Source organism: Gammaproteobacteria bacterium (assembly GCA_033344735.1).
Classification (GTDB): Bacteria; Pseudomonadota; Gammaproteobacteria; order UBA4575; family UBA4575; genus UBA1858.
On record JAWPMW010000001.1, the window covers coordinates 2,233,566 to 2,259,696 of the forward strand.

Consider the following 26,131-nt stretch of genomic DNA (forward strand, 5'->3'; position numbering starts at 1 on the left):
TATGAAGTCAATAAAAAGAGGGGTACCCTCTTTTATTCTGGTCGCGCTATTTTTAGTATTAATCAGTGCAACTTCATTTGCGGATGGAAGCAAAGTGCCTCCACCAAAGGGTGACCAATGTGTAGAAGACCCTACATGGATGCGTACAAATCATTTTGAAACTGTATTACATCAGCGAGATGATACGGTAATTCGAGGTATTCGGACTACTAAGCATAGTCTTAAGAATTGCATTGATTGTCATGTTACACCTAATGCAGAAGGCGAATATGCACGTTATTCCAATAGCGAAGAACACTTTTGTGCAAGCTGTCATACTTACGCTGCTGTAACTATTGACTGTTTCCAATGTCATGCAGACCGCCCAGAATCTGCAGTGCGAGAAGCGATTAAACAGCATGCTATAAACGGAGTAAATCCACACAAAGGTATGAAGATGAGTGCGAATGAGTTAATTTTGAAATCTAGTTTATTATCGACCCAATAAAGTCAGCTTAGTCAAAATGAATAACGTCGTCAGTAAAGCATACAAACTATTACGCAAGTCTGAGCAGAAAACAGCGCAGCATCCCACCGATCAGAGTAAGCGTTCGTTTATTGGAGGCTTAGTCGGCGCTTCGGGTTTGGCTGTGGCACCTGGTGTCATACTTTATGAAACAGCGTCTGCTAAACCTGCAGAACAAGCAGTAACTGATAAAGTTCGCTGGGGAATGCTAGTTAATGTCAATCAATGTACAGAAGATTGTAATGCATGCGTGACTGCGTGTAATGACGAGCATGGATTGTGGCCAGAAGAAGGCTCTAGCACAGATTCTCAATGGATTAGAAAATTAACAGTTAAAGATCCATCAACACAAAATACCAAGTCATTCCCTGTTATGTGCCAACACTGCGAGCATCCTCCATGTGTCGATGTGTGTCCTACAGGTGCATCGTTTAAACGAGAAGACGGGATCGTTCTAGTTAATATGCATACCTGTATTGGCTGTCGCTATTGCATGATGGCATGTCCGTATAAGGCACGTTCATTTGTGCATGAGGTGTTAGAAAATCAATTACCCAGTACTCCTCGTGGTAAAGGCTGTGTCGATAGCTGTAATATGTGTGTGCATAAAGTTGATGCAGGTGAAGATACCACTGCATGCGCTCAGGCATGTGAGAAAGATGGCCACCAAGCGATTGTATTTGGTGATTTAAACGATCCACAAAGTGAAATTTCAAAGCGTCTACGAGACTTTGGCGGTACTCAAATTCGTGCTGACCTCGGTTTGAATACCGGCGTTCGATACCAAGGTTTATAACTACATGGATACCATACGATATAGTTCTATTGAAGCGCGATCATCCAAATTTTGGATGTTGCTAATTGGTTTAGCTACTATTGTGTTGATTGGTATTCTTTCTGCGCATCATATGGAAGTAGAGGGCCATGTGATTACAGGTATGAATAACCAAGTTGTGTGGGGGTTGCCTCATGTATTTGCAATATTCCTAATAGTTGCAGCTTCAGGTGCGCTCAATGTTGCATCCATAGCATCTGTGTTTGGAAAAGTAGAATATAAACCTTTGGCAAGACTCTCGGCGCTACTTGCAGTGGCATTGCTAGCTGGTGGATTAGCAGTATTAGTATTGGACTTAGGTCGCCCTGATCGTCTAATTGTGGCAATGACTACATATAATTTTAAGTCAATATTTGCTTGGAATATAATCTTGTATACCGGTTTCTTTGCTATTGTTGGTGTCTACATGTGGTGGATGATGGACAACACTATGCAAAAATATAGTAAGAAAGCCGGTCTATTTGCATTTATATGGCGACTGATTTTGACAACAGGTACTGGCTCAATTTTTGGTTTCCTGGTCGCGCGCAGTGCATATGATACGGCTATGTTAGCTCCGATGTTTATTATTATGTCTTTTGCATTTGGCCTGGCATTTTACATTTTAGTGCTATTGGCTTCTTATAATTGGACTCAACGACCTATTGGAGACTACATACTAAATAAATTACGTAATCTACTTGGTGTGTTTATAGCTAGCATATTGTACTTTGTGGCTGTTTATCATGTGACTAATTTATATGCTGCCGAGCACCACGCTGTTGAAAAATTCTTATTAGTAGATGGTGGGATTTACACGACACTTTTCTGGATTGGACAAGTGTTAATTGGTGGAATTATTCCTTTAGCATTAGTGTACATGCCACAAACAAAGAACTGTCGTAAGACATTAGTGGCAGCATGTGCATTGGTTATACTAGGTGGTTTAGCTCAGGTATACATTATTGTCATTGGAGGCCAAGCTTTCCCATTAGAATTATTCCCAGGTATGGAAGTGAGTAGCTCATTCTTTGATGGTGTCATCGGTCAGTACAGTCCAAGTATTTGGGAGATGTTGTTAGGCGTTGCCGGTATTGCAATATCCTTATTACTAGTAACTGTAGGTGTCGCGGTTCTAGATTTTCTTCCTGATAGTCTGTCAGATAAAATTGTAGAATCTAAAAAGTAACTTGATAATTTAGTGAACTCCATCACACTTTAGTCGCTCTTGACTAAAGAAATCTTTCATCTGCCGTCAAAACATTCTGTAACGCTAAATTATAAGCGTAGATTTCAACGGTTAATATAGATTAGCCATTGTGTTAAATAATGATGTTTTGGAGGTAGTTTATGCATATCGAATTAAGCGCAGATGATCAAAATAATTCTAGCAATAAAGAACAATTACTATCGCGTCCTGAAGATACGCAAACCATTTCTGGTAGCCAAGTTGCCTGTGCTTTTGCGCATATTGATCAAGGAAAAGTAATACAAAATAAGCAAAGTGGATTCCAAGTGTTAATGGTGTCTATGGCAGCAGTGTTTGGGATGGTATCAATTTATTTAATTTTCACATTAGTGTTATAAGGGACTAGCTTTTTGCGGCCGGTAAACTCTTATTGGGGTTCAATATGAGATTGGGGTCGAATTGAGATTTAATTTTTCTCATTAGTTCTAGTTCTTGGCTACCAATCTCCTTTGATACATGATCGCGCTTGCTAACACCTATGCCGTGTTCGCCAGAAATAGTGCCGTCTAGATCTAAAACTTTTTCAAATATCTTACCCAGACAATTTAAAGCATTCTGATTTTGAGTGGCATCTTCCGCATCGTAAATAATATTTACATGAAGGTTACCATTTCCAGCATGGCCAAAATTTACGATTGGTAATTTAAATGTAGATGATAATTCATCCAGCGCATTGATTAATTTACTTAAATTAGGAACAGGGACGACTACATCTTCATTAATTTTATTGGGCGCTAAATTACGTAAAATTGGAGATAACTCTTTTCGAGCTTGCCATAAAGCTTTTTTCTCAATACCTGTTTTAGCATGTTGAATTTCTATTAGCCCATTATTTAATAATGCTTGTTCTATTTTGTCAGTACTAATTGGAAGTGATTCAGAATCACCATCGATTTCTATCATTAACATAGCACGAGAATTGCTAGGTAAACTTACCTCGCTATGAGTGCGAATTAAATCAATAGCGTGATGATCCATAAACTCAATTGCACAAGGGGGATGTAGCTGAGAACCTATACTTTGAATGGCATCACAAGCTGCTTGGTGATTTTTATAAAGTGCGCGTAGTGTATTTTTTTCGGGTGCTAGAGGGGTTATTTTTAATTCAGCCTCTGTTATCACTGCTAATGTTCCCTCGGAGCCAATAATCAAGCGGGTAAGGTCTAAACCAACAACGCCTTTAGTGGTTTTACTGCCAGTATTAATTGTCTCTCCATAACCCGTTACCGCTTTAAGTCGTAGAGTGTTGTCACGTGTAGTGCCATATTTGATTGCACGTGGTCCTGCAGCATTGCATGCTAAATTGCCCCCAATAGTGCAAAACTCTGCACTGCTTGGGTCTGGTGGCCAAAAAAAGTTTTTTTCTTTTAAATAGTTTTGTAGATCAAGATTGGTTACCCCGGCTTGTACATGTACGCTGCGATTTCCAATATCGCACCCTAAGATTTTATCCATGCGCTCTAAAGACATCACAATGCCACCTGATACGGGTACCGATGCGCCCGTGGTGCCGGTGCCTCGTCCACGTGTAGTAAGAGGTATAGAAAATTGATTGCATAAAGAGATGCAAGATACAACTTGGTGATGATTGACAGGTAATACAACGGCATCTGGTGGGTGATGAATTTTGCTATTGTCGTAACCATAGGTCCAACAATCAGCTGCTTCCAATAATAAATTATTGCCAGGAAAATTCTTTCTCAGCTGATCAATTAAGTTGTCAGGAAGTGAGCAAGCCACAACGTTAACCAAGTAATTGCTGGTCAATTAGTTCACATAAGCAATGTAGAACTAATAAATGTACTTCTTGTATGCGAGCAGTTGAAGGGCCGGGAACTCGAATTTCGATATCACTTTTTTGTATAAGTGCACCAACCTCACCGCCATCTCGTCCAGTGAGGGCGACAATTCGAGCGTTCCTTTCATGTGCTGCATGCATTGCTTGGACAATATTTGCAGAACCACCACTTGTGGTAATGACAAACAATATGTCGTCCGATTGGCCTAATGCTCGTACTTGCTTTGCGAAAATTAAACTGTAGTCATAGTCATTTGCAATTGAGGTTAATGTTGAGCTATCTGTCGTTAGAGCAATAGCCGGAAGAGGTTGTCTTTCACGTTCAAAGCGATTCAGTAGCTCTGATGAAAAGTGTTGGGCATCTGCGGCAGAGCCACCGTTTCCACAAGTTAGAATTTTATTTCCTGCTAATAAACTAGATGTCATTAGTAATGCAGCATCAGAGATGGGGCCTGCGATTACGCTTAATGAGTCTTGTTTTGTTTGTATGCTGTCAGCAAATGATTTTTCTATTAACTTAATTGGGTTCACTTTTTATCTATCCATGAATGCATTGGTTATCCACTCAGGTTGTTGATGCGGAGATAGTGCTACTACATCAAATCGAGTTGGTTGATTGGATGGGTATTTTTGTAAGTAATGGTTTGCAGTAAAAACAAGTTTGCGTTGTTTGTTGCCATCTACAGATTCTGCGGCACTTCCATATTTTTCTGAGCTGCGATAACGTACCTCAACAAAAACTAGGGTGTCTGTGTCTTGCATAATTAAGTCTATTTCACCAAAACGGCAATGATAATTCCTCTCTATTAGTATTAACCCATTGCGCTTTAAAAAACCACAGGCAACATCTTCAGCTTTTTTACCAGTTAAACGTTGACCAGGCATTCAGTGCTATGTTTATTCGTTAGAGAACTGTGGTAGTAAAGTTGGCCGTCCATTTACAAACTGCGCCCAATTAAGCTCGCGGAAAATTTTACTCCCATCTTGAACTCTAAGTTTGCCTGTCAGGCCGTTATAACGTTCGTAAGGTAATGCGGCTAACTCTGCTAATTTTAGTGGTAAGTAGTAAGCGTCAATGCCCAAAGCAGCAAATCTGGGAAGTAGATGATAAGCCTCACCTGCTTCAAGTTCTAGCAATTCGCGCATTATCTCATGGTCGGCTGAGGGTTTTAACAGCCACGGGATGTCACAATATAAAACACCATTAACGTCTCGATCTCTTAATACATTTTCAATTCCTGAGAACACGTGGGAAGTGCTATAGACAGGCAGGTCAGTCGCATAATAATAATTGATTTGGGGGCGAATAAGGCGTGCTGTACGCGGTGAAGCTACCATAAATATCATATCTACATCTTGACGTCTTCGTGGTTCAAATTCGAGGTTCTGACCAAGGATAGATTTAAGTTTTCGGTGTCGTGCTTCGCTGTGGTCTAGCTGAAGCGCTATTTTTAAGGGTGCTGAGAAGTCAGTGTCGCTGGAAGAGTAGAATTGTGTATCTAATACAATCCCATTTAGCTCTTCAAAACGTATGCGAAATGCATCTGCAAGTCTCTGACCCCACTCGCCATTAGATGTCACAATGATTGCGCTAATATGTTCGTCTAAAGATGCACGTTCCGCTACTTGTATAGCTTCATCTTCTGGAAGTAATCCAAATTCAAATAAATTACTTGGCGCTTGTGATTGCTCGGGAAGATAGTTAAGTGTCAAAACCGGAATAGGTAATTCCGTCTGTTGTGATAATAATTCTACAGATTCTTTCTTTAATGGTCCTATGACAAAGTCAGCACCATCATCAACTGCGCGTTGGTAATGGTAAGTGATGTCTGCAGGGTTGTCGCCAGTATCATATAATTCTATATGCGGCGCATACTGATCTTCTGTGCGTAGTTCCCTGGCAGAAAGAATGCCTGCATAAATGACATCGGCTATCTTTGCATAACGCCCAGTCATGGGCAGTAATAAAGCGATTCTTTCAGGAACCGCGAAGAAGGATTCGAAACTTTCAAGTATTGAAGTAATTAAATTATCTGAAGCCGGATGATCGGGGTGTGTGCTGCGCCAATCATTTAAAGCGTAACTGAGTTGTTCTAAACTTGAATAAGGCGCACGTTTGGTTTGGGCAAGTTTGATCCAGCCTCTAAGTTGTTGGTTGCTATGACTGCTCCAGCTGGCTAACTCCTCATCTCGCGCTAGTGCTAATAATCTCCAGATTTCATTTTGATTATAAGCGCTACTTGAATATTCATCTAGATGACGTGCAAGTTCCGTCCTGGTAGTTAGACTTGAGTAAGTATCACCTACTCCGGCAAATGCTTGTGCGCGTAGCTCAAGTATTTCTGCAATATGAGTTGGTGCGCGAGTCATTAACGATTCTGGTAACAGTGATAATACCTCGTTAAATTGTTCCTGTTGTATTGCAATATTAGATTCTGAAATACGCTTACGGGGTATTAGATCAAATGTTAAATTTTGTTCATTTATTAAATTTAGGTACTGCTGGGCGAGATCATAGTTACCCGCTGAAACAGATAACTCAGCGGCGTTTAATTGATATTTTTCTTTTTGTGGTGATTGTACGGTTTGCGATACTTGCCAATATATTTCTGCTGCTTTTAGGTATTGACCTTGCTTGACTAGTTTGTCTGCATTCCGGATCTCGAGATTAGCTGATTCGGTTTCAGGTTTGGTTTGAATACCAGTGCCACAGCTACTCACAAACAACGTTAATGTTATCAAGATTATGCAATGTGCTATGGTGTATCGGGCTTTATTATTCATGAAATTCTATTATTTATTTTAATCGTTTTACTACGGTCGCGAGGTGTAATTTTGGGCACACTTTATATTGTCGCAACTCCAATTGGCAATCTTAAGGATATCACTTTACGTGCACTAGAGACGCTACAAAATGTCGAACTTGTGGCTGCTGAGGACACGCGTGTAGCAAAAAAACTTTTTAGTGCTCATGGTATTTCAACGCCATTAATTTCTTATCATCAACACAATGCCTCACAGCGCGATCCACAATTATTATCTGATCTTGAGCAAGGTAAAGATATTGCGCTAATTACTGATGCAGGAACACCGCTAGTCAGTGATCCTGGGCATTCACTCGTTGCCCTATGTCGCGGACAAGGAGTCGAAGTTGTTCCTATTCCTGGTGCATGTGCGTCCATTACAGCTATGTCGGTGAATGATTTTAATATCACTCGATTCTCCTTTGAAGGATTTTTATCTCCAAAACGGTCCGCACGTATTAGTCGACTACAGCAATTATCTTTTTGTGAGCAGGCAACAATCTTATATGAAGCAAAACACCGAATTTTGGATGTGTTGGAGGATGTGCAATCTACATTTGGACCACAAAGAAAGCTAATGATTGCACGTGAACTAACAAAAATGCATGAGCAAATTGCATCAGGTGAGGTGAGGCAAATTCTTGAGCAATTAAATAATGAGACTATTCCCCAAAAAGGAGAGTTTGTAGTTGTTATTCAAGGTGCAGATGGTAGCGCACAAGTCGACATCGATATACAGAACATGCACTTATTGTTCTCTAAAGTAGCCATAGTCATGAGCCATAAAGATGCGGTTACTTTGGCAATAAGCCTATCAAATTTACCAAAAAATACCTTATATGATTTAGCTAGTGAATATTATTCAGATGATTAAGCCAAACAAAATCGTTTAGTGATACAGTCGCTTACGAGAGTTGGTCGAGGCAGTCGCTGTTGTTTATATCAACAGAGGAAAGTCCGGGCTCCATAGGACAGGGTGCCAGGTAACGCCTGGAGGGTGCGAGCTCATGGAAAGTGCAGCAGAAAATATACCGCCTATTAATAATAGGTAAGGGTGAAATGGTGCGGTAAGAGCGCACCGCGTTGATGGCAACATGAACGGCAAGGTAAACCCCACCTGGAGCAAGACCAAATAGGAGAACAGGTTAATTATTAACCACATGTGGTCCACATGGTTCTCGGGTAGGTCGCTTAAGGTGTCTGGTGACAGGCATCTCAGATGAATGATTGCCCACGACAAAACCCGGCTTATTGACTGACTCTCACTCTTCTTCCTTTTCGACAATACACAAACTTAATGTAATCTCTCATTAAGCGCTGGCAAGTTGTTAATCAACATCAATTTTCACTAAAATTTCCTGTCAAAATGTGCAGTAAGTAACTGTCTTGCAAGACAAAATTCCCGATAAACGGCCTAATTTAACTTGCTTTTTACACCCTTGATTTCTATAGTGTATAAATGTGGGAAAAAGTGGTTTTCAGTGATATTTCCAGGATAGAAGAACAAGAATGTTTAGAGGCATCACCGCAACAACAATTGACGCAAAAGCACGCATTACTGTACCAACTGAGTACCGTGATGCAATCAATACTGCCTGCGGTGGGCAGATTGTAATTACTGTTGATGTTGATCGATGTTTGCTCATTTATCCTCTGCCTGAGTGGGAGCGTTTTGAAGCTGATTTGCGTGCATTGCCGAATGTAGGGAAACAAGTGCGTCGCTGGCATCGTCTTTACCTTGGACACGCTAAACCACGTGAGATAGATGGTCAATCCCGAATATTGCTTCCCCAAGAATTACGTGATTTTGCTGAATTAAAAAAGAATGTTTGCCTGATAGGTCAAGGCAATAAATTTGAATTATGGGATGAGGCTCGATGGCACAACAACTGTGAAGAATGGTTGCAAGAAGAGGCAAACGCGGCGGCAGATGAATCTGCGTTAGAACATTTAAGCGTTTAGTTACGCATGCTAGCTAGATTTACTCATGTGCCAGTTTTGTTACATGAGTCTATACAAGGATTGCGAATTAAAGGTGATGGTACTTACATCGATTGCACCTTTGGACGTGGCGGACATAGTCAGCTGCTGTTGCAAAGTTTGGCCAGTCAGGGGCGATTGTTTTTGCTAGATCAGGACCCTAGTGCTATTGAATGTGCGCAACAGCAATTTGTAGGGGATGAAAGGGTAACAATCATCCATGAAACCTTTGCAAATTTAGCAGAAGTAGGTCGAAAGCATGGTTTGTTGGCAAATGTCGATGGAATTTTCTTCGACTTGGGAGTGTCGTCACCACAATTAGATGAAGCACAAAGAGGGTTTAGTTTTAGTCAAGATGGCCCATTGGATATGCGTATGAATACCAGTACCGGATATACAGCAGCACAATGGCTAGAGAGTGTTTCTGTTAACGAGCTTATTCAAGTGCTGCGTGAGTTTGGTGAAGAACGACATGCTAAAAAGATTGCTAACAAGGTGCTTGATGAGCAGAAAGTTTCTGCAATAACTACAACTAAACGTTTAGCAGAAACTGTTAAAGGATGTTATCCGTCAAATTACCAAGGAATACATCCGGCAACAAGAACATTTCAAGCGATTAGGATTGCTATTAATAAAGAGCTATTAGCATTGCAAAAAGGATTAGAGGCATCATTTGATTTATTAAATGGTGGAGGCCGCTTAGTGGTAATTAGTTTCCATAGCTTAGAAGATCGAATGGTTAAACGATTTATACGCGATACTAAGCAAGAAGACTTGTTGCCAAAGCTGCCAGTTATGCCAGAGCTGAGTGATCATTTGAAATCGGTAGGGAAACTGATCCGCCCTTCCATTGAAGAATTGAAAGTTAACCCACGTGCTCGAAGTGCGCGTCTTCGTGTGGCAGAGAAGGTACTAAAGTGAAATTGACAGCGTTGATTGTTGCTTACTTACTTGTGGTAATTAGTGCTTCAGGGTTGGTTTATAGCAAACATTTGCAGCGTAGACACTTTGTTGAGCTGCAAGCATTGCAAGAAACAGGGTCTCAATTACAAACAGAGTGGGAGCAATTGTTGCTGGAGGAGAGTGCTTGGTCAAATCAAGCGCGAGTAGAACAAATAGCTAACACAGAATTGGGGATGCATTTGGTAAATCATTCTGATGTAGTGATGTTGGAATTAGATTCTAAATGAGGCAAGTTGAATGAGAAAGGCTAAAGCGAGAGTATTTACTGCACGTCGATACTTGCTTTTATTTGCAGTTTTTTGTGCTTTTGTGTTGTTGTTTGCTCGTGCAGCACAATTACAACTGTTACATGCCGATTTTTATAATGAAGAAGGCTCAAATCGACAAATTCGTACAGTTGAAATACCAGCGAATCGCGGTGTAATAACAGATCGTCATGGCGAAGCTTTGGCAATTAGTACACCAGTGTTCTCGATATGGGCTCATCCAAAAACAGCGTTAGAGAACCCGCAGTCAATTTCATATGCAGCTAGTGTGTTAAAGCTAAATAAGCAGATATTGATCAAAAAACTCAAACAAAGAAGAAGTAAGCAATTTGTTTATGTGAAACGGCATGTTTTCCCTGATACAGCTGACGCTCTTAAAGAAAAAAATATTCATGGATTCTCAATTATTAGGGAATACAGGCGTTTTTACCCAACAGGTGAAATGGCAGCGCATGTTGTAGGACTGACAAATATCGATGATCAAGGCTTGGAGGGTGTTGAGCTTGCATTCGATGAATGGCTGCATGGGTCGCCTGGTAAAAAGCGAGTGCTTAAGAATGGAAAGGGTACAGTGGTGGGTGATATCGGTTTGGTTACAGAGCCACATCATGGTAAAGATTTGAGTTTATCTATTGATAAACGCATACAATACTTAGCTTATAGAGAATTGAAGCGCACGATAGCACGCCATAGCGCTAAATCCGGGTCGGTAGTAGTGTTGTCTGTTGATAGCGGGGAAGTACTGGCAATGGCTAACTTGCCTGCATTCAACCCTAATGATCGTTCTAATGCAAAAATAGATTCAATTAGGAATCGCGCAATCACAGATGTGTTCGAGCCTGGTTCCACAGTTAAGCCATTTTTGATAGCTGCCGCGATTGAAAATGGTGCTTATAGAGTTAATAGCAAGATCAATACTGCGCCTGGCTATTTTAATGTAGCAGGATTATTGGTTAGTGATCATGACAATTATGGTGTGATCGATATGAAAACTATTTTAAGTAAATCTAGTAATGTGGGCGCAGTGCGTGTGGCATTAAAATTGTCCCAAGAGCAAGTATGGAGTCAATATCAATCTGTTGGATTTGGACAGCTTACTGGCTCAGGATTTCCCGGCGAACGAGCTGGTAAATTTGATAGCTATACTACTTGGAACAAAACGCAACGCGCAACTTTGGCTTACGGTTATGGTATGTCAACAACGGCGATGCAATTAGCACGTGCATATTCGGTAATTGCGAATGACGGCATTTTGCTACCTGCATCATTTATTGTTAATGATCAAGTGCCTGCTGGGCATAGAGTGATGTCTGGAAGAACAGCAAAAGCTGTTAGAGATATGTTGAAAGGAGTGTTATCCAAAGAAGGAACAGGTTCGAGAGCTAGTATGCAAGGTTACAGTGCAGCGGGTAAAACAGGGACCTCACGTAAGTCTCAAAGTGGTGGATATTCACAAGATAATTATATTGCATTATTTGCAGGTATGGCACCTGCAGATAACCCAGAGGTTGTCGTCGTTGCCTTGATTGATCAGCCCGTAAAAGAAGATGGTTATTATGGAGGAGAAGTAGCAGCGCCTCTTTTCTCGAGAGTTACAGAAGGTGCATTGCGCTTAATGAATGTTGCGCCAACTGTCATCGATGAAAAAAAACGTGGTTTATTATTGACGGAGTCAAGAAAGCCATGATGTTGAGCCAATTGCTTGCTGATTTTATTTCTATCGATGTTTCTAGGGATGTCAATGTCTCGGGTGTGAGTGAGTACAGTGGTGATGTGGAAAGCGGTGATTTGTTTATTGCTTCTTCAGGTTTGCAGTATGTTCAAGATGCTATCAATAATGGTGCGGTAGCAATAATTTATCAATCTAAAGCCGGTGCTGGAAGCAATAATGTGAATAGCCCGGTGCCTATGTTTGAATGTTTCGACCTATCAGAAATAGTAAATAAGATAATATCGCGATTTTATGGTGACATTAATCACGATATTAAGACTGTTGCGATTACTGGAACTGATGGAAAGTCATCTGTTGCACATTTAGTAGCACAAGCATTAGAAAAATCTGGGCACATATGCGGATTAATAGGCACTTTAGGATACGGGCGTCTTGGTAATCTCCAAGATGCTAATCATACGACGCCTCCAGTCTCTCGAATTGCTAGGGAATATTTTCGTTTCAATCAGATGGGTTGTGAAGCAGTTGCTATAGAAGCATCTTCACATGGTATAGAGCAAAAAAGGTTGCGTAATTTATCCATCCATACTGCGGTATTAACCAATATTTCAAGAGATCATCTAGATTATCACAATTCAGTTGAGGAATATATAAATGCAAAAGCAGGGTTGTTTTTTTCACATCAAGCAAAGCATGCAGTGCTAAATATTGATGATCAGAATGGAGTTCAATGGGCGCAGTCTTTGGCAGACTCGTTAAATGTGCTTACATTTTCTTTGGTAAATGCGCAAGCTGATGTGTTTGCGCTGGATGTAAAGTATTTGCACGATGCGACAATGATACGGATGTCAGTAAAGAAGAAAGTAATTGATGTGAAAGTGCCGCTATTAGGTCAATTTAATGTGCTAAATCTATTAGCTGTAGCGGCGGTGCTGCTTAGTCTTGATGAAGACCATATAGGAATTGGCAATGCGCTTAATAAGCTAATTGCAGTGCCAGGCCGTATGCAAATTGTCTCAGGTCAACATAGTGCATCTGTAATAGTCGATTATGCACATACACCCGCAGCATTGTTTGCTGCATTAAATGCTGTGCGTGAACATTGTTCAGGAAAAATAATATGTGTGTTCGGTTGTGGTGGAAATCGAGACACAGGGAAGCGTTCGCAAATGGGTGAGATGGCATCACGATATGCGGATTTTACTGTGATTACTTCTGATAATCCTCGCGATGAGAGTCGGCAGGAAATAATTGATCAAATTGTCAGTGGTTGCATTGGGTTGAATAACTATAAAACAGTTGTTGATAGAGAGCAGGCAATTATTGATGCGCTAAATATGGCGAGTGCGAATGATGCTGTTCTGATCGCTGGTAAAGGCCATGAGAAATTTCAATATGTTAAAAATCAGAAAATAGCATTCGATGATGTTGTTGTGGCGACTAAAGAGTTAGCGAGGTTAGCTAATGGATAATTGGTTGCGCTTAAGTGATGTGGCAGATATGACTCAAGGTGAGTTGTATGGGAGCGACGTAATTGTCAGCGCAATTTCTACAGATACAAGAAATATGCACAAAGGTGACCTATTTGTTGCACTTGAAGGCGACCGATTTGATGGCCACGAGTTTATTGATGAAAGTGTTGAGGAAACTGTGCAGGCAGTTTTAGTGCATAAGCAAGTGAATACCAAATTGCCACAAGTATTGGTTGATGACACATTGAAAAGTTTGTCTCGTTGGGCACAGACATGGAGACATAGAGTTGATCCTAAATTAGTAGCAGTGACAGGAAGTAATGGTAAGACCACTGTTAAGCAAATGCTGAGTGATGTGTTGGCGCTTGCAGGAAGTACTTGTTTTACGCAAGGTAATTTAAATAACCATATTGGTGTGCCACTGACCTTATTAACGTTGCGTAAGCATAATAAATTTGCAGTGATAGAGATGGGTGCTAATCATTTTGGCGAAATTGATCACCTTAGCCGATTAGCGCAACCGGATGTAGTAGTTATCACGAATGCGGGCCCAGCACATTTAGAAGGATTTGGTTCTATTGCTGGTGTTGCACAAGCAAAAGGTGAAATTATTAATGGCGCTAAATCTTCAGGTGTCGTCGTATTAAATGCTGACGATAAATTTCTTGATGTGTGGTTAGAGAAAGCCAAACATTTAAAGATTGTCACATTTGGATTTTCGGAAAAGGCGCAAGTGTGTGGAGAAATTACAGCGAATAAAAACCTTTTAGTTAGAGTAAATGGTGAGAAGCTGGAAATTAAATTGCCGCTGCCGGGGAAGCACAATGCAAGTAATGCTTTGGCCGTGATTGCGGCCGCTCGTGAATTGGGAGTTGATCTGCAAGATATTAAGCGTGGGCTTGAAAGTGCGCATCATGTCAATGGGAGATTGCAGTCGAAAATAGGCATTGCTGGCGCCACCATTATAGACGATACCTACAATGCAAATCCGGCATCATTGCAAGCGGCTATTGATGTGTTGTGTTCGCAAAATAAGGAGCCATGGTTGGTGCTTGGTGATATGGGGGAGCTAGGCGATAAAGCAGAAGCTATCCATGCAGAAATAGGTGCTGGAGCAAAATTAGCTGGTGTAAAAAAACTATTTGGCTTGGGTGAGCTAGCCAAGCATGCGGTAAATGGATTTGGTGATAATGGATTTCATTTTTATCAGCATAGTGAATTGAGTGGTTCATTACGCAGGCAGGTTAATTCTCAGTGTTGCATATTAGTGAAAGGTTCGCGCGCTATGCATATGGAAGATGTGGTTAATTTCTTGATCGATAATCAAACAATACATTAGCGAAGGGTTAACGTGCTTCTATATTTATTTGAATATCTGGAACAATACAACAGTGTTTTTAACGTGTTTGGTTATCTGACGCTGCGTTCAATACTGGGTGTGTTGACTGCGCTAGTGATTTGTTTTGTTACTGGTCCTATGATGATTCGTCGATTGTCGGATTACAGTGTTAAGCAAAATATACGTTCTGATGGCCCTCAAACTCATTTATTAAAAGCAGGTACGCCTACCATGGGTGGGGCATTTTTATTATTAAGTATTCTCGTTAGTACATTGTTGTGGGGGGATTTAGAGAATCGTTATATTTGGGTCGTATGCTTTGTCACGTTCGCCTTTGGTGCGATCGGTGCGTTTGATGATATTAAGAAATTAATCCAAGGAAATAGTGCGGGCATCTCAGCAAGACTTAAGTATGCTTTGCAATCTGCAGTGGGTTTAATTGCTGCGGTTTGGTTGTTTAATACAGCAGTGTTTTCTGTAGAAACAAATTTGTATGTTCCATTTTTTAAAAACATAGTAATTGATATGGGGCCGTGGTTTATATTGCTAACTTATTTCGTAATTGTCGGCTCTAGTAATGCTGTTAATTTAACTGATGGTCTAGATGGTCTAGCTATTATGCCTACTGCAATGGTGGCAGGCGCATTGGGAATATTTGCTTATGTGAGCGGGCACTCTACCTTCGCGGAATATTTGGCTATTGCTCATATACCATTAGCTGGTGAGCTCGTTGTATTTTGTGCGTCTATTGTGGGAGCTGGGTTAGGATTTTTATGGTTTAACGCGTATCCCGCTCAAGTTTTTATGGGGGATGTGGGCGCTTTGTCTCTAGGCGCTGCACTAGGTGTGGTGGCCGTGTTGGTTCGGCAAGAGATAGTGTTAGTAATTATGGGTGGAGTGTTTGTTGTTGAGACTCTATCGGTCATGATTCAGGTGGCTTCATTTAAGTTAACAGGAAAGCGAGTATTTAAAATGGCGCCACTTCATCACCATTTTGAGTTAAGAGGTTGGCCTGAACCTAGAGTGATTGTACGGTTTTGGATTATTACGGTGATCTTAGTGTTAATTGGTTTAGCGACATTGAAGATTAGGTAGAAACAAGTGGGTGTCAGTTATTTAATGAAAGTCGATCCAACAAATTACTTGGTAATTGGTGCAGGTGTATCAGGTCTATCTGTGGTTGAGTATTTGTTGGCGAAAAATAAACAGTGCCGAATAATAGATAGTCGCGGCTTACCTCCTAATGCAGCAAAGATAAAAAACATTTTATCTGATTCACAAGTATGTTTTGGTCAGTTCAATCAACAATGGTTGAAAGAAGCGGATGTAATAGTGTTAAGTCCTGGAGTGTCACCGCACACACCTGAGATTCAACAAGCCGTTAATGATGGTGCTGAACTATTAGGTGACATCGAGTTGTTTGCTCGTGAAGCATCTAAACCTTATATCGCTATTACTGGTTCAAACGGAAAGAGTACCGTGACTACATTGGTTGCGGCAATATTGGAAAGTCAAGGTCTTCATGCCAAAGCCTGTGCCAATATTGGTGAGCCTGCATTAAATTTAGTTGATGATAAGTCAATAGATATGTTTGTTTTGGAATTATCGAGCTTTCAATTAGAAACATGTTCATCGCTTAGTCCAGATGCTGCTGTTGTGTTAAATATTAGTGATGATCATTTAGATAGGCACTCTAGTTTTGACGAATACGCACATATTAAACAATCGATCTATACACATGCTAAGTTCAAAGTTGTTCCTCGCGAGCAGGGTAAGAATAAGTTTTTAACGCCTTCAAATGATATGTGCAGTTTCGGTACCGATGCGCCTGACGATTCTGATTATGGAGTCATGCAATATGGCAATTGTCGTTGGTTGGTGAAAGGTAACGATAAATTAATAAATTGTGCTGATCTACCATTGTTGGGTGTTGCTGGTGAGCAAAACACATTGGCTGCTTTAGCGCTGACAGATTCTTATATAAAACATCAAGGTAAAGCATTAGAAGCGATTCGTGCATTCAAAGGTTTGCCGCATCGCTGTGAGATTGTACTTGAAAAAAATGGAGTGCAATGGATAGATGATAGTAAAGGCACTAACGTGGGCGCTACGGTATCAGCAATATTAGGTTTAAGTAGTCCGGTTATATTGATATTAGGCGGTGTTCACAAGGGTGGCTCCTTGGAGTCATTAATTTATGCGGTTAAATCTAAGGTTGAGTTGGTTGTTGCGTTTGGACGCGATAAGCAAGTATTTATTGATGCTTTATCAGGTATTGTTGAAACTGTTGATAAGAATTCGTTAACCGCTTCTGTCGAGTATGTACATCAAAAAGTAAAACCTGGCCAATCGGTGTTGTTTTCACCTGCTTGTGCAAGTTTCGACATGTTTTCAAATTATATCGAAAGAGGATTGGCATTTCAGGCCGCTGTGAAACAAAGTGCATTGAAGGTTAGTGATGAGCGCTGATAACAAACAGCTTAGTTTGCAAGAATCAATATCTAATTATATTGATGCGCAAATGTTATTTGCATTATTAGTGTTATGCGGGATTGGCTTCACTATGATGACATCTACTACTGTAGAAATTGCTTATAAAAATCATACTGATGCATTCTTCTTTGTTAAAAGACAAATGATGTTTATGTTACTGGGCGCATTATGTATTTTTACTATTGCTAAAATACGTTTAGCTTATTGGGAGCAGTTAGGGCCATTAATGTTAATGGTTACAATAGCATTGTTAGTGTTGGTGTTAATTCCGGGCATAGGGATTAGAGCTAATGCGAGTAGTCGTTGGATTGCGCTAGGTCCAATTTCTTTGCAGGTCTCAGAATTTGCTAAAGTTGCAATGATTGTTTATTTGTCTGGATATATTGTTAGGCATGGGTCTCATGTGCAACAAAATTTTTCTGCGTTTATAAATCCGATGGCCTTAGTCGGCATAATTGCAGTACTGCTAATGATGGAACCAGATTTTGGATCCACGGTAGTGCTTACCGCCTTGGTATTTACAATGCTTTATCTGGGAGGAGTGCGTTTAACACCATTTATATTATCGACTGCGTGTTCAGTATTGGTGATGTATTTTCTGGCCAGAACAAATGAAGAGCGTTGGTCGCGAGTCACTACATTTTGGCGACCATTTGAAGATCCTTTGGGAGATGGTTTCCAACTTACTCAGGCATTAATTGCAATTGGTAACGGAGGAATTTTTGGAGAAGGTCTTGGAGGAAGTATCCAGAAATTATTCTATTTGACTGAAGCACATAATGATTTTGTGTTTGCAGTACTTGCGGAAGAGTTAGGGCTTGTAGGTATAGCAATATTGTTATTTGCTTACTTTATATTTATATGGAGATGTTTTTCATTAGCGACTAGTGCACAAAAGCAACACATGACTTTTGCTCAGCACATTGCATATGGTTGCGGTATTTGGTTTACCTTGCAGGTGACTATACATGTGGGTGTAAATATGGGATTGCTGCCAACAAAAGGTTTGAGCATGCCTTTTATTAGTGTGGGTGGAAGTAATTTATTAGCTAGCTGTATTGCGGTAGGTTTGTTGGTTAGGGTTTACATGGAGGTTAATCAACAAGGTGCTAGGCGTGTACATAGGCCGCGTCGCGTAACTACTAGAAAAGCAGGAAGAAGAAGATGACTATGCAGCCTGTCATGATCTTAGCCGGAGGCACTGGAGGGCATGTATTTCCAGCACTCGCGGTGGCTAATGAGTTGAGAGACAGAGGTGTACCTATTATTTGGGTGGGAACAAACAAAGGTATCGAGTCGCGTGTTGTGCCTGAAGCAGGTTTCTCGCTAGCCATAATGAATGTTCAAGGGTTGCGAGGGAAAGGTTTATTGCAATATATACGTGCACCTTTAATTATTATTAAGGCACTGTTTGAGAGTTTATCAATTATTTTGAAGTATAAGCCATGTGCGTTGCTAGGCATGGGCGGATTTGTTGCCGGTCCTTGTGCATTGATCGGTGTATTGCTGCGAAAGCCATTAATCATTCATGAGCAGAATGCGATTGTAGGATTGACCAATAGACTATTAGCGCCGCTAAGCCGAATTATGTTCACTGGGTTTCCAATCCAATATAACAAACAAAATTTAGAATATTGCGGTAATCCAGTGCGCAGTAAATTTATGGAGATCGCAAATCCTGAGCAAAGAATGGTTGATAGAAGCGCAAGCAAACGATTACTGATTGTTGGAGGTAGTCAAGGCGCAGTTTCACTAAATAAATTTATTCCACAAGCATTAGAAATTATTTCATCTTCAATTCGAATTGAGGTATGGCATCAAACAGGTGCAAATAGACAAGAATTTGTGCTTGAGAATTATCAGAAGAATAATTTGCAAGCTAGAGTGGATGAATTTATCGACGATATTGATCAAGCATATGCGTGGGCAGATCTTATTGTATGTCGAAGTGGTGCTATCACTTTAGCTGAGGTTGCAGCAGTTGGTCTCGGTGCTGTGTTAATACCTTACCCATATGCAGTTGACGATCATCAAACAGCGAACGCACAAAGTTATGTTGATGCGGGAGCCGCAAAACTTATTTCTGAAATAGAAATGACGGCAGAAAAATTAGCAGAAACTTTACAGATATTGTTGGGCGATTCGCAGAAGCTGATGGATATGGCTTGTGCAGCAAAAAAACTTGGTCAATCAAATGCAAGCAAGAGAGTGGCTGATGAATGTATGAGTGCTTGTGGTTGCCGAATAGTAGGTGAGCAATAAATGAATTATGTAACGCCGACTCTTCCTATGAGAAAAATACAAAATGTATTTTTTGTTGGTATTGGCGGCGTTGGTATGAGTGGAATTGCTGAAGTTATGCTTAATATGGAATTTAAGGTTTTTGGTTCAGATAATCATCCTAATGCAGCTAGTGCGAGACTTAAGAAGTTAGGTGCAACAATCTATGCGAGTCACCAGCCACAAAATATTCTTGATATGGATGTAGTAGTGGTTTCATCAGCTATTGATCCTGAAAATGTAGAAATTGTATCTGCTCAAGATCATCGTATACCAATCATTCAACGTGCCGAGATGTTGGCAGAGTTAATGAGATTTCGCCAGGGCATTGCTATTGCTGGCACTCATGGGAAAACGACTACTACTAGTTTGGTAGCGACGGTGATGGCGGAAGCAGGATTAGATCCTACTTTTATTGTCGGTGGGCGAGTGAATAGTGTGGGGACTAATTCTCAATTAGGTGGAAGCGAATATTTAGTTGCGGAAGCAGATGAAAGCGATGCGTCTTTCTTACATTTGCAACCAGTAGTCTCAGTAGTGACTAATATTGATGCAGATCATTTGTCTAGTTATGAAAATGATTTTGAAAAGTTGCGTAATGCGTTTGTAGAATTTCTACATAATATTCCATTTTATGGTTTGGCAGTGTTATGCATTGACGACGAAGTAGTACGTGGATTAATTCCTGAGGTCGCACGTCCGTACATCACTTACGGTTTTAGTGAAGATGCTGATATTGTTGCTAGTGATCTTATTTACAATGGTGAAATGACAACCTTTAAAGTGAACGCTAAAAATATTTCTAAGCAGATGACGTTCACATTGAATCTGCCGGGCAAACATAATGTATTAAATGCATTGGCAAGTATTGCAGTCGGGCTTGAGTTTGAGGTATCCGCAGAAAATATTGCTGAAGCATTGAAAAACTTTGCAGGTATTGGAAGAAGGATGCAGCATGTAGGTACTGTTTCCCTAAAGGGAGGCAATGCTGAGTTTATTGATGATTATGCACATCATCCAAAAGAGATTGCAGCGACTGTAGATGGCGTGAGAAATGGTTGGTCAAAGAGACGCATAGTCGCGGTGTTTCAACCTCACCGCTATACGCGTACGAGAGATTTATTTGATGAGTTTGTAGCAGTGCTTAATGAAGTTGATGTATTGCTGCTACTAAATGTTTATCCAGCAGGAGAAAAATTAATAAATAATGCGGACAGTCGCGCACTAGCACATGCATTACGTTTGCGAGGGAAGTTAGATGCAGTATTACTAGAAGATGATCGCGATTTAGGCGCTACTTTGGCAAAGATTGTTGTGCCAAATGACATTGTGATTACTTTGGGCGCAGGCAGTATCGGTAAAATAGCATCGTCTTTGTATGAGCAAGTACAAGCCGAGGTGCAAGTAGCGTGATGGCTAAAATAAGCACACCAGAAACACGCGGTAAATTGTTATTTGATGTGTCGTTATCTCGCTACAATACCTGGGGTGTTGGTGGAAATGCACAGTGTGTATTTCACCCTGCAGATATTGAAGACTTAAGTGATTTCCTAGCTAATACTTCTGATGATGTGCCAATAACTTGGTTAGGTCTTGGTTCAAACGTGCTGATTCGAGATGGTGGTATCAAAGGAGTTGTTATTGTCACTCAAACAGGGCTTAAACAAATCCGCTTTGACTTAAATAGTGTTTATGCTGAAGCAGGTGTAGCTTGCGCCAAGTTGGCAAGAGCGACCGTAGCAAAGAATCTTATTGGTGTGGAATTTATGGCTGGCATTCCGGGGACTGTAGGTGGTGCATTAGCTATGAATGCAGGTGCATTTGGTGGGCAGACATGGCCGCAAGTAAAATATGTTGATGTGATTAACAGAGCTGGCAAAATTATTAATAGGTCATGTGATGAATATGAATACGGTTATCGTTTTGTAAAAAATTTTGTTGGAGAGTGGTTTGTTGGTGCAAGTTTTGATCTTGAATTAGATCAACAAGGTACTAAAGTAGTTTCGATAAAAGAGTTGTTAGCGCATCGTGCAGATACCCAGCCAATAGGTAAAAAGAATTGTGGATCAGTGTTTAAAAATCCTAAACAAGGTTTTGCAGCTAGTCTAATAGAGCAAAGTGGTTTGAAAGGGTTTGCTATCGGTGGAGCATGTGTGTCAAAAAAACATGCTAATTTTATTATCAATGAAGGAAAAGCGACTGCAGAAGATATAGAGCAATTAATGCAGCATGTGCAATTAACCGTCAAGCAGAAAAGTAATGTTGAGTTAGAGCCTGAGGTGAAATTTCTCGGAGATGAGGAAATTAAATGACTGCGGTTAATCTAAAAAAATATGGAAAAGTCGCGGTGTTAATGGGGGGAAGCTCGGGTGAGAGAGAAATCTCATTGAAGAGTGGGACGGCTGTATTAAAAGCATTATTGAGCAAAGGCATTGATGCGCATGGCATTGATGTGGATAAAAATATTTTTAGCGTGCTACGAGAGGATAAATTTGACCGTGTTTTTATTGCTCTGCATGGATGCGGTGGCGAAGATGGAGCGATGCAAGGCGGTTTAGAAATGCTTGAGCTGCCATATACCGGTAGTGGTGTAATGGCTTCTAGTATTTGTATGAATAAGCTTATGACAAAGAAGTTGTGGGAGACGGCAGATGTGCAGTCTCCAAAATTCATGCAGATTGATGAAGCCATTGATTATCAGCAAATTGTTTCCTTGTTGAGTATCCCATTTGTAATTAAGCCATCTTTGGAAGGATCTAGTCTGGGCATACATAAAATCAGCAGTGAGGAAGAGTTTTTATTGGCTAAAAAGGATGCCTATAAATATCAAGGTGCACTGATGGCAGAACAATGGATTGATGGTGAGGAATATACGGTTGCAGTGCTGAATGGTGTTGCACTGCCGGTGATTAAGTTAGAAACACCGCATGAGTTTTATGACTATGACGCTAAATATCAAGCTAGTGATACGCAATACATTCTTCCATGCGGTCTTCCTGAAATAGAAGAGAATGTGCTTAAGTCTGAAGCCTTGAATGCGTTTAATGCGACTTCAGCAACTGGTTGGGGTCGAGTAGATGTGATGCTTGATAAAAATAAAGAACGATGGTTCCTTGAAGTAAATACCGTGCCTGGAATGACAGATCATAGTCTTGTGCCGATGGCGGCGGCAAGTGTAGGAATTAATTTTGAACAACTGGTTTTGAATATTTTAGATACAACTTTCCAACAGAGTGATAATTAGTAATGGCTAAGCGACTAAAAAGAAATCAACGTCGTACCATGCGAGAAAACGATGCTATGCGTATAGATTTTCGTGAAGTTGGTAAATTGCTTTCAGTCGCGTTAGTCGTTATTGCGGGTATATGGGCTACAAAAAGAATTGAAGATATATCTATTAAAACAATTGAGATCCAAACAGCATTAAACAAAGTGAGTAAATCTGAGATTCGTACAATAGCTGAAAACTACATGCATGATGGGTTTTTTACCGTCGACTTAAGTTCGTTTGAAGACCAACTTAATGATATTCCATGGGTATATCGAGCAAATATCAAGCGTCAATGGCCAAGTAAGCTAGTGATTGAAATAAGTGAGCAGCAACCTTATTTCCGTTGGGGCGAAAATCATCTCATTAATAAGTACGCTGAGATATTTTTTGTGCAAGATATACAACAATACGCAGCCTTGCCATTGTTGCAGGGTGTGCGAGGTAGGGAGCAGCACTTAATAGACTTGTATTACAAGTACAGTGCACGCTTTAAAAAAGTTGATTCAGGCATTCACAAGCTAAAAGAAGATGCGCGTTACGATAAAGAAATAATTTTGGTTAATGGAATATCCATCAATGTCGGAAGAGAGCAGACAGATAAACAAATTGAACGTTGTTTGTATTCATTCGCTATGTTTACTAAGGCAGAGCGTGAAGCGATAGCGAGTATTGATCTTCGTCACAGTAATGGGTTTGCGGTTCGTTGGAATGGTTAATTAAATAAAACGTACAAACATATGAGTAAAAAATCAGAAAACGGAATGATTGTTGGCTTGGATATTGGCACTTCGAAAATTGTTGCAATTGTAGCTGAAGTGAATGATGACAATGAGTTGGAGATTATTGGTATTGGGACACATGCATCGCGAGGATTGAAAAAAGGTGTGGTGGTCAATATTGAATCTACTGTGCAATCTATTCAGCGTGCGGTAGAAGAAGCAGAGTTGATGGCTGGTTGTCAGATTCATTCTGTGTATGCCGGTATTGCTGGAAGTCATATAAAAAGCATGAACTCACATGGCATTGTCGCAATTCGAGACCGTGAAGTTCTTGAGAGTGATGTTGAACGAGTTATAGATGCTGCAAGAGCTTTAGCGATTCCTGCGGATCAAAAAGTCCTACATGTGCTTCCACAGGAATTTATTATTGATCAGCAGGAAGGAATACGTGAACCCATTGGAATGTCAGGCGTTCGTATGGAAGCAAAAGTACATTTAGTTACTGGTGCGGTATCTGCAGCTCAAAATATAGTTAAGTGTATTGAGCGTTGTGGTTTGCATGCTGATGACATTATTTTAGAGCAACTGGCGTCAAGTTATTCGGTTTTGACGGAAGATGAAAAAGAATTGGGTATATGTCTGGTGGATATAGGTGGGGGTACAACTGATATTGCAGTGTTTACCGAGGGTGCTATCAAGCACACTGCAGTCATTCCAATTGCTGGTGATCAGGTAACAAACGATATTGCTATTGCTATGCGAACACCAACTCAACATGCAGAAGAAATCAAAATAAAATACGCATGCGCCCTGCGACAGTTAACAAATCCTGATGAAGTGATTGAGGTTCCAAGTGTAGGAGAGCGTGCGCCACGAAGATTGGCTAGGCAAACATTAGCTGAAGTAGTTGAGCCGCGTTATGAAGAATTAATGTCTCTGATATTGGCGGAATTAAGAAGAAGTGGCTACGAAAATTTAATTGCTGCCGGCATAGTGCTTACAGGTGGCAGCTCGAAAATGGAAGGTGTAGTTGAACTGGCTGAGGAAGTATTCCATATGCCAGTACGCTTAGGTGTTCCTCAATATGTGACCGGCTTAATTGATGTGGTAAGAAATCCTATTCATGCAACTGGTGTGGGCTTGTTGTTGTTTGGGCATATGAGTGAACAGTCTTCAGAGCATAAGAAATATAACAATGGCGGTTTAGCCGCTGTGTTTGGGAAAGTGAAAAATTGGGTTAAAGGTAATTTTTAATTTTTCGGGTTCTTGCCCGGTGACTAGAGGAGAAACAAAATGTTTGAACTAGTAGATGCGTATGGTCAAAGTGCAGTAATAAAGGTAATTGGAGTTGGCGGTGGTGGCGGCAATGCAGTCCAGCACATGGTTAATGCTGAAATTGATGGTGTTGATTTCATTTGCGCCAATACTGATTCGCAAGCGTTGCAGCGTACTAATGCTAAAAGTACTTTGCAGTTAGGTACTGAGATCACTAAAGGGCTAGGTGCTGGTGCTAATCCTGAGATTGGACGCCAATCTGCTTTAGAGGATCGTGACCGCATTCATGATGTGATTGCCGGTGCCGATATGCTATTTATTACCGCAGGTATGGGTGGTGGAACAGGTACAGGTGCTGCACCTATTGTTGCCGAAGTAGCAAAGGAGTTAGGCATTCTAACTGTCGCTGTGGTTACTAAGCCATTTCCTTTTGAGGGTACAAAACGGACTCAAATAGCTAATCGCGGAATTGAAGAATTATCTAATCAAGTTGATTCATTAATTACTATCCCTAATGAAAAATTACTAACTGTGTTAGGAGATAATACTAGTCTTTTAGAAGCGTTTCGTGCTGCAAACGATGTGCTTCTAGGTGCAGTGCAAGGAATTGCTGAATTAATTACATGTCCAGGTTTGATTAATGTTGATTTTGCAGATGTACGTACAGTCATGTCAGAGATGGGTATGGCAATGATGGGTTCCGGGACTGGAATTGGTGCAGAACGTGCGCGAGAAGCTGCTGAGTCAGCAATATCAAGCCCTCTTTTGGAGGATGTCAATATTACGGGTGCTCGCGGTATATTAGTAAATATTACAGCTGGACCAAATATTGGGATGAATGAAATTGCAGAAGTTGGTTCTCATATTGAAGCACTAGCTTCTGAAGATGCTACTGTTGTTGTGGGTACTGCGATTGATGAATCAATGGAAGAAAGATTGAGAGTAACCTTGGTTGCAACAGGCTTGGGTGTGCAAAATGTAGTGGCTCCTACTGCCAAAGTGGCTTTGGTAGAACCTGCAATTACTAGTATTGAAAAAGAAAGTAATTTTAATGAGCTTGATCGCCCAACTAAAATACGCACTGAAGAGGCAGAAATTAAAAATGCTTCTGATGGGTCCTATAACGAAGATTTACTCGATATTCCTGCGTTCTTACGTAGACAAGCTGATTAGCGTCTAGGATAAGCTGGGAATACTTAGGGAATTATCAGCTACATGATTGGTCGTAGCA

At 40.6% G+C, this 26,131-nt stretch carries 25 protein-coding genes and 1 other RNA gene; 22 read left to right on the forward strand and 4 right to left on the reverse strand.

Annotated features, from left to right (window positions below; genetic code table 11):
- Position 1: 1 nt before the first annotated feature.
- The 4 genes from R8G33_11505 to R8G33_11520 all read left to right on the forward strand — a co-directional run bounded on the left by R8G33_11505 (position 2) and on the right by R8G33_11520 (position 2,906).
- Positions 2-487 carry a hypothetical protein gene (locus R8G33_11505; protein ID MDW3096291.1) on the forward strand — a complete coding sequence of 162 codons (486 nt, stop codon included), beginning with the start codon at positions 2-4 and terminating at the stop codon, positions 485-487.
- Positions 488-503: 16 nt separating this feature from the next.
- On the forward strand, positions 504-1,301 hold the full coding sequence (locus tag R8G33_11510) for a 4Fe-4S dicluster domain-containing protein (GenBank protein ID MDW3096292.1): 798 nt from the start codon (positions 504-506) through the stop codon (positions 1,299-1,301).
- Positions 1,302-1,305: 4 nt separating this feature from the next.
- A complete protein-coding gene (gene nrfD / locus R8G33_11515) occupies positions 1,306-2,508 on the forward strand; it encodes an NrfD/PsrC family molybdoenzyme membrane anchor subunit (GenBank protein ID MDW3096293.1) in 1,203 nt (400 codons plus the stop codon).
- A 161-nt stretch (positions 2,509-2,669) separates the two neighbouring features.
- The gene (locus R8G33_11520; protein ID MDW3096294.1) at positions 2,670-2,906 is read left to right on the forward strand and encodes a hypothetical protein; all 237 of its coding nucleotides are present in this window, start codon (positions 2,670-2,672) and stop codon (positions 2,904-2,906) included.
- Positions 2,907-2,910: 4 nt separating this feature from the next.
- Here the strand turns inward: R8G33_11520 and R8G33_11525 are convergent, their stop codons facing one another.
- From R8G33_11525 to R8G33_11540, 4 genes are read right to left on the reverse strand one after another with little or no spacing between them, the layout of a single operon-like run.
- Positions 2,911-4,308 carry an FAD-linked oxidase C-terminal domain-containing protein gene (locus R8G33_11525; GenBank protein MDW3096295.1) on the reverse strand — a complete coding sequence of 466 codons (1,398 nt, stop codon included), beginning with the start codon at positions 4,306-4,308 and terminating at the stop codon, positions 2,911-2,913.
- Positions 4,309-4,312: 4 nt separating this feature from the next.
- A complete protein-coding gene (locus R8G33_11530; GenBank protein ID MDW3096296.1) occupies positions 4,313-4,897 on the reverse strand; it encodes a phosphoheptose isomerase in 585 nt (194 codons plus the stop codon).
- Between the two features lie 3 nt (positions 4,898-4,900).
- Positions 4,901-5,251 (reverse strand): YraN family protein, encoded by a 351-nt coding sequence (locus tag R8G33_11535; protein MDW3096297.1) that lies wholly within the window; start codon positions 5,249-5,251, stop codon positions 4,901-4,903.
- A 12-nt stretch (positions 5,252-5,263) separates the two neighbouring features.
- On the reverse strand, positions 5,264-7,150 hold the full coding sequence (locus R8G33_11540; GenBank protein MDW3096298.1) for a penicillin-binding protein activator: 1,887 nt from the start codon (positions 7,148-7,150) through the stop codon (positions 5,264-5,266).
- 51 nt (positions 7,151-7,201) lie between these two features.
- On the opposite strand from R8G33_11540, the gene rsmI reads away from it, so the two are divergent.
- The 18 genes from rsmI to ftsZ all read left to right on the forward strand — a co-directional run bounded on the left by rsmI (position 7,202) and on the right by ftsZ (position 26,073).
- The gene (gene rsmI, locus R8G33_11545; GenBank protein MDW3096299.1) at positions 7,202-8,044 is read left to right on the forward strand and encodes a 16S rRNA (cytidine(1402)-2'-O)-methyltransferase; all 843 of its coding nucleotides are present in this window, start codon (positions 7,202-7,204) and stop codon (positions 8,042-8,044) included.
- A gap of 36 nt (positions 8,045-8,080) precedes the next feature.
- An RNA gene (rnpB, locus tag R8G33_11550) (RNase P RNA component class A) lies at positions 8,081-8,437 on the forward strand.
- Positions 8,438-8,679: 242 nt separating this feature from the next.
- On the forward strand, positions 8,680-9,132 hold the full coding sequence (gene mraZ / locus R8G33_11555) for a division/cell wall cluster transcriptional repressor MraZ (GenBank protein MDW3096300.1): 453 nt from the start codon (positions 8,680-8,682) through the stop codon (positions 9,130-9,132).
- Positions 9,133-9,138: 6 nt separating this feature from the next.
- Entirely contained in the window at positions 9,139-10,071 is a 933-nt protein-coding gene (rsmH, locus tag R8G33_11560; GenBank protein MDW3096301.1) for a 16S rRNA (cytosine(1402)-N(4))-methyltransferase RsmH, read from the forward strand.
- Positions 10,068-10,340 (forward strand): cell division protein FtsL, encoded by a 273-nt coding sequence (gene ftsL / locus R8G33_11565; protein ID MDW3096302.1) that lies wholly within the window; start codon positions 10,068-10,070, stop codon positions 10,338-10,340. The genes rsmH and ftsL overlap by 4 nt, the downstream gene beginning before the upstream one ends.
- Before the next feature lie 10 nt (positions 10,341-10,350).
- Complete coding sequence (locus R8G33_11570) at positions 10,351-12,066, forward strand: penicillin-binding protein 2 (GenBank protein MDW3096303.1); 1,716 nt, start codon at positions 10,351-10,353, stop codon at positions 12,064-12,066.
- Complete coding sequence (locus tag R8G33_11575; GenBank protein MDW3096304.1) at positions 12,063-13,523, forward strand: UDP-N-acetylmuramoyl-L-alanyl-D-glutamate--2,6-diaminopimelate ligase; 1,461 nt, start codon at positions 12,063-12,065, stop codon at positions 13,521-13,523. Before R8G33_11570 ends, R8G33_11575 begins: the two co-directional genes overlap by 4 nt.
- Positions 13,516-14,862 (forward strand): UDP-N-acetylmuramoyl-tripeptide--D-alanyl-D-alanine ligase, encoded by a 1,347-nt coding sequence (gene murF / locus R8G33_11580; GenBank protein MDW3096305.1) that lies wholly within the window; start codon positions 13,516-13,518, stop codon positions 14,860-14,862. The genes R8G33_11575 and murF overlap by 8 nt, the downstream gene beginning before the upstream one ends.
- A 12-nt stretch (positions 14,863-14,874) precedes the next feature.
- Positions 14,875-15,957 carry a phospho-N-acetylmuramoyl-pentapeptide-transferase gene (mraY, locus tag R8G33_11585; protein ID MDW3096306.1) on the forward strand — a complete coding sequence of 361 codons (1,083 nt, stop codon included), beginning with the start codon at positions 14,875-14,877 and terminating at the stop codon, positions 15,955-15,957.
- Positions 15,958-15,981: 24 nt separating this feature from the next.
- Positions 15,982-17,331 carry a UDP-N-acetylmuramoyl-L-alanine--D-glutamate ligase gene (gene murD / locus R8G33_11590; GenBank protein ID MDW3096307.1) on the forward strand — a complete coding sequence of 450 codons (1,350 nt, stop codon included), beginning with the start codon at positions 15,982-15,984 and terminating at the stop codon, positions 17,329-17,331.
- Positions 17,321-18,523: a putative lipid II flippase FtsW gene (ftsW, locus tag R8G33_11595; GenBank protein MDW3096308.1), complete on the forward strand. Its 1,203-nt coding sequence runs from the start codon at positions 17,321-17,323 to the stop codon at positions 18,521-18,523. Before murD ends, ftsW begins: the two co-directional genes overlap by 11 nt.
- Positions 18,520-19,617, forward strand: a complete 1,098-nt coding sequence (gene murG / locus R8G33_11600) for an undecaprenyldiphospho-muramoylpentapeptide beta-N-acetylglucosaminyltransferase (GenBank protein ID MDW3096309.1) — start codon at positions 18,520-18,522, stop codon at positions 19,615-19,617. Before ftsW ends, murG begins: the two co-directional genes overlap by 4 nt.
- Positions 19,618-21,048 carry a UDP-N-acetylmuramate--L-alanine ligase gene (gene murC, locus R8G33_11605; GenBank protein ID MDW3096310.1) on the forward strand — a complete coding sequence of 477 codons (1,431 nt, stop codon included), beginning with the start codon at positions 19,618-19,620 and terminating at the stop codon, positions 21,046-21,048. It abuts the gene before it with no gap.
- On the forward strand, positions 21,048-21,947 hold the full coding sequence (gene murB / locus R8G33_11610; protein MDW3096311.1) for a UDP-N-acetylmuramate dehydrogenase: 900 nt from the start codon (positions 21,048-21,050) through the stop codon (positions 21,945-21,947). Before murC ends, murB begins: the two co-directional genes overlap by 1 nt.
- Positions 21,944-22,879, forward strand: coding sequence for a D-alanine--D-alanine ligase (locus tag R8G33_11615; protein ID MDW3096312.1), 936 nt, complete (start codon positions 21,944-21,946; stop codon positions 22,877-22,879). Before murB ends, R8G33_11615 begins: the two co-directional genes overlap by 4 nt.
- A gap of 2 nt (positions 22,880-22,881) precedes the next feature.
- A complete protein-coding gene (locus R8G33_11620; GenBank protein MDW3096313.1) occupies positions 22,882-23,622 on the forward strand; it encodes an FtsQ-type POTRA domain-containing protein in 741 nt (246 codons plus the stop codon).
- 21 nt (positions 23,623-23,643) lie between these two features.
- A complete protein-coding gene (ftsA, locus tag R8G33_11625; GenBank protein ID MDW3096314.1) occupies positions 23,644-24,879 on the forward strand; it encodes a cell division protein FtsA in 1,236 nt (411 codons plus the stop codon).
- Between the two features lie 39 nt (positions 24,880-24,918).
- A complete protein-coding gene (ftsZ, locus tag R8G33_11630; GenBank protein ID MDW3096315.1) occupies positions 24,919-26,073 on the forward strand; it encodes a cell division protein FtsZ in 1,155 nt (384 codons plus the stop codon).
- Positions 26,074-26,131: the final 58 nt, after the last annotated feature.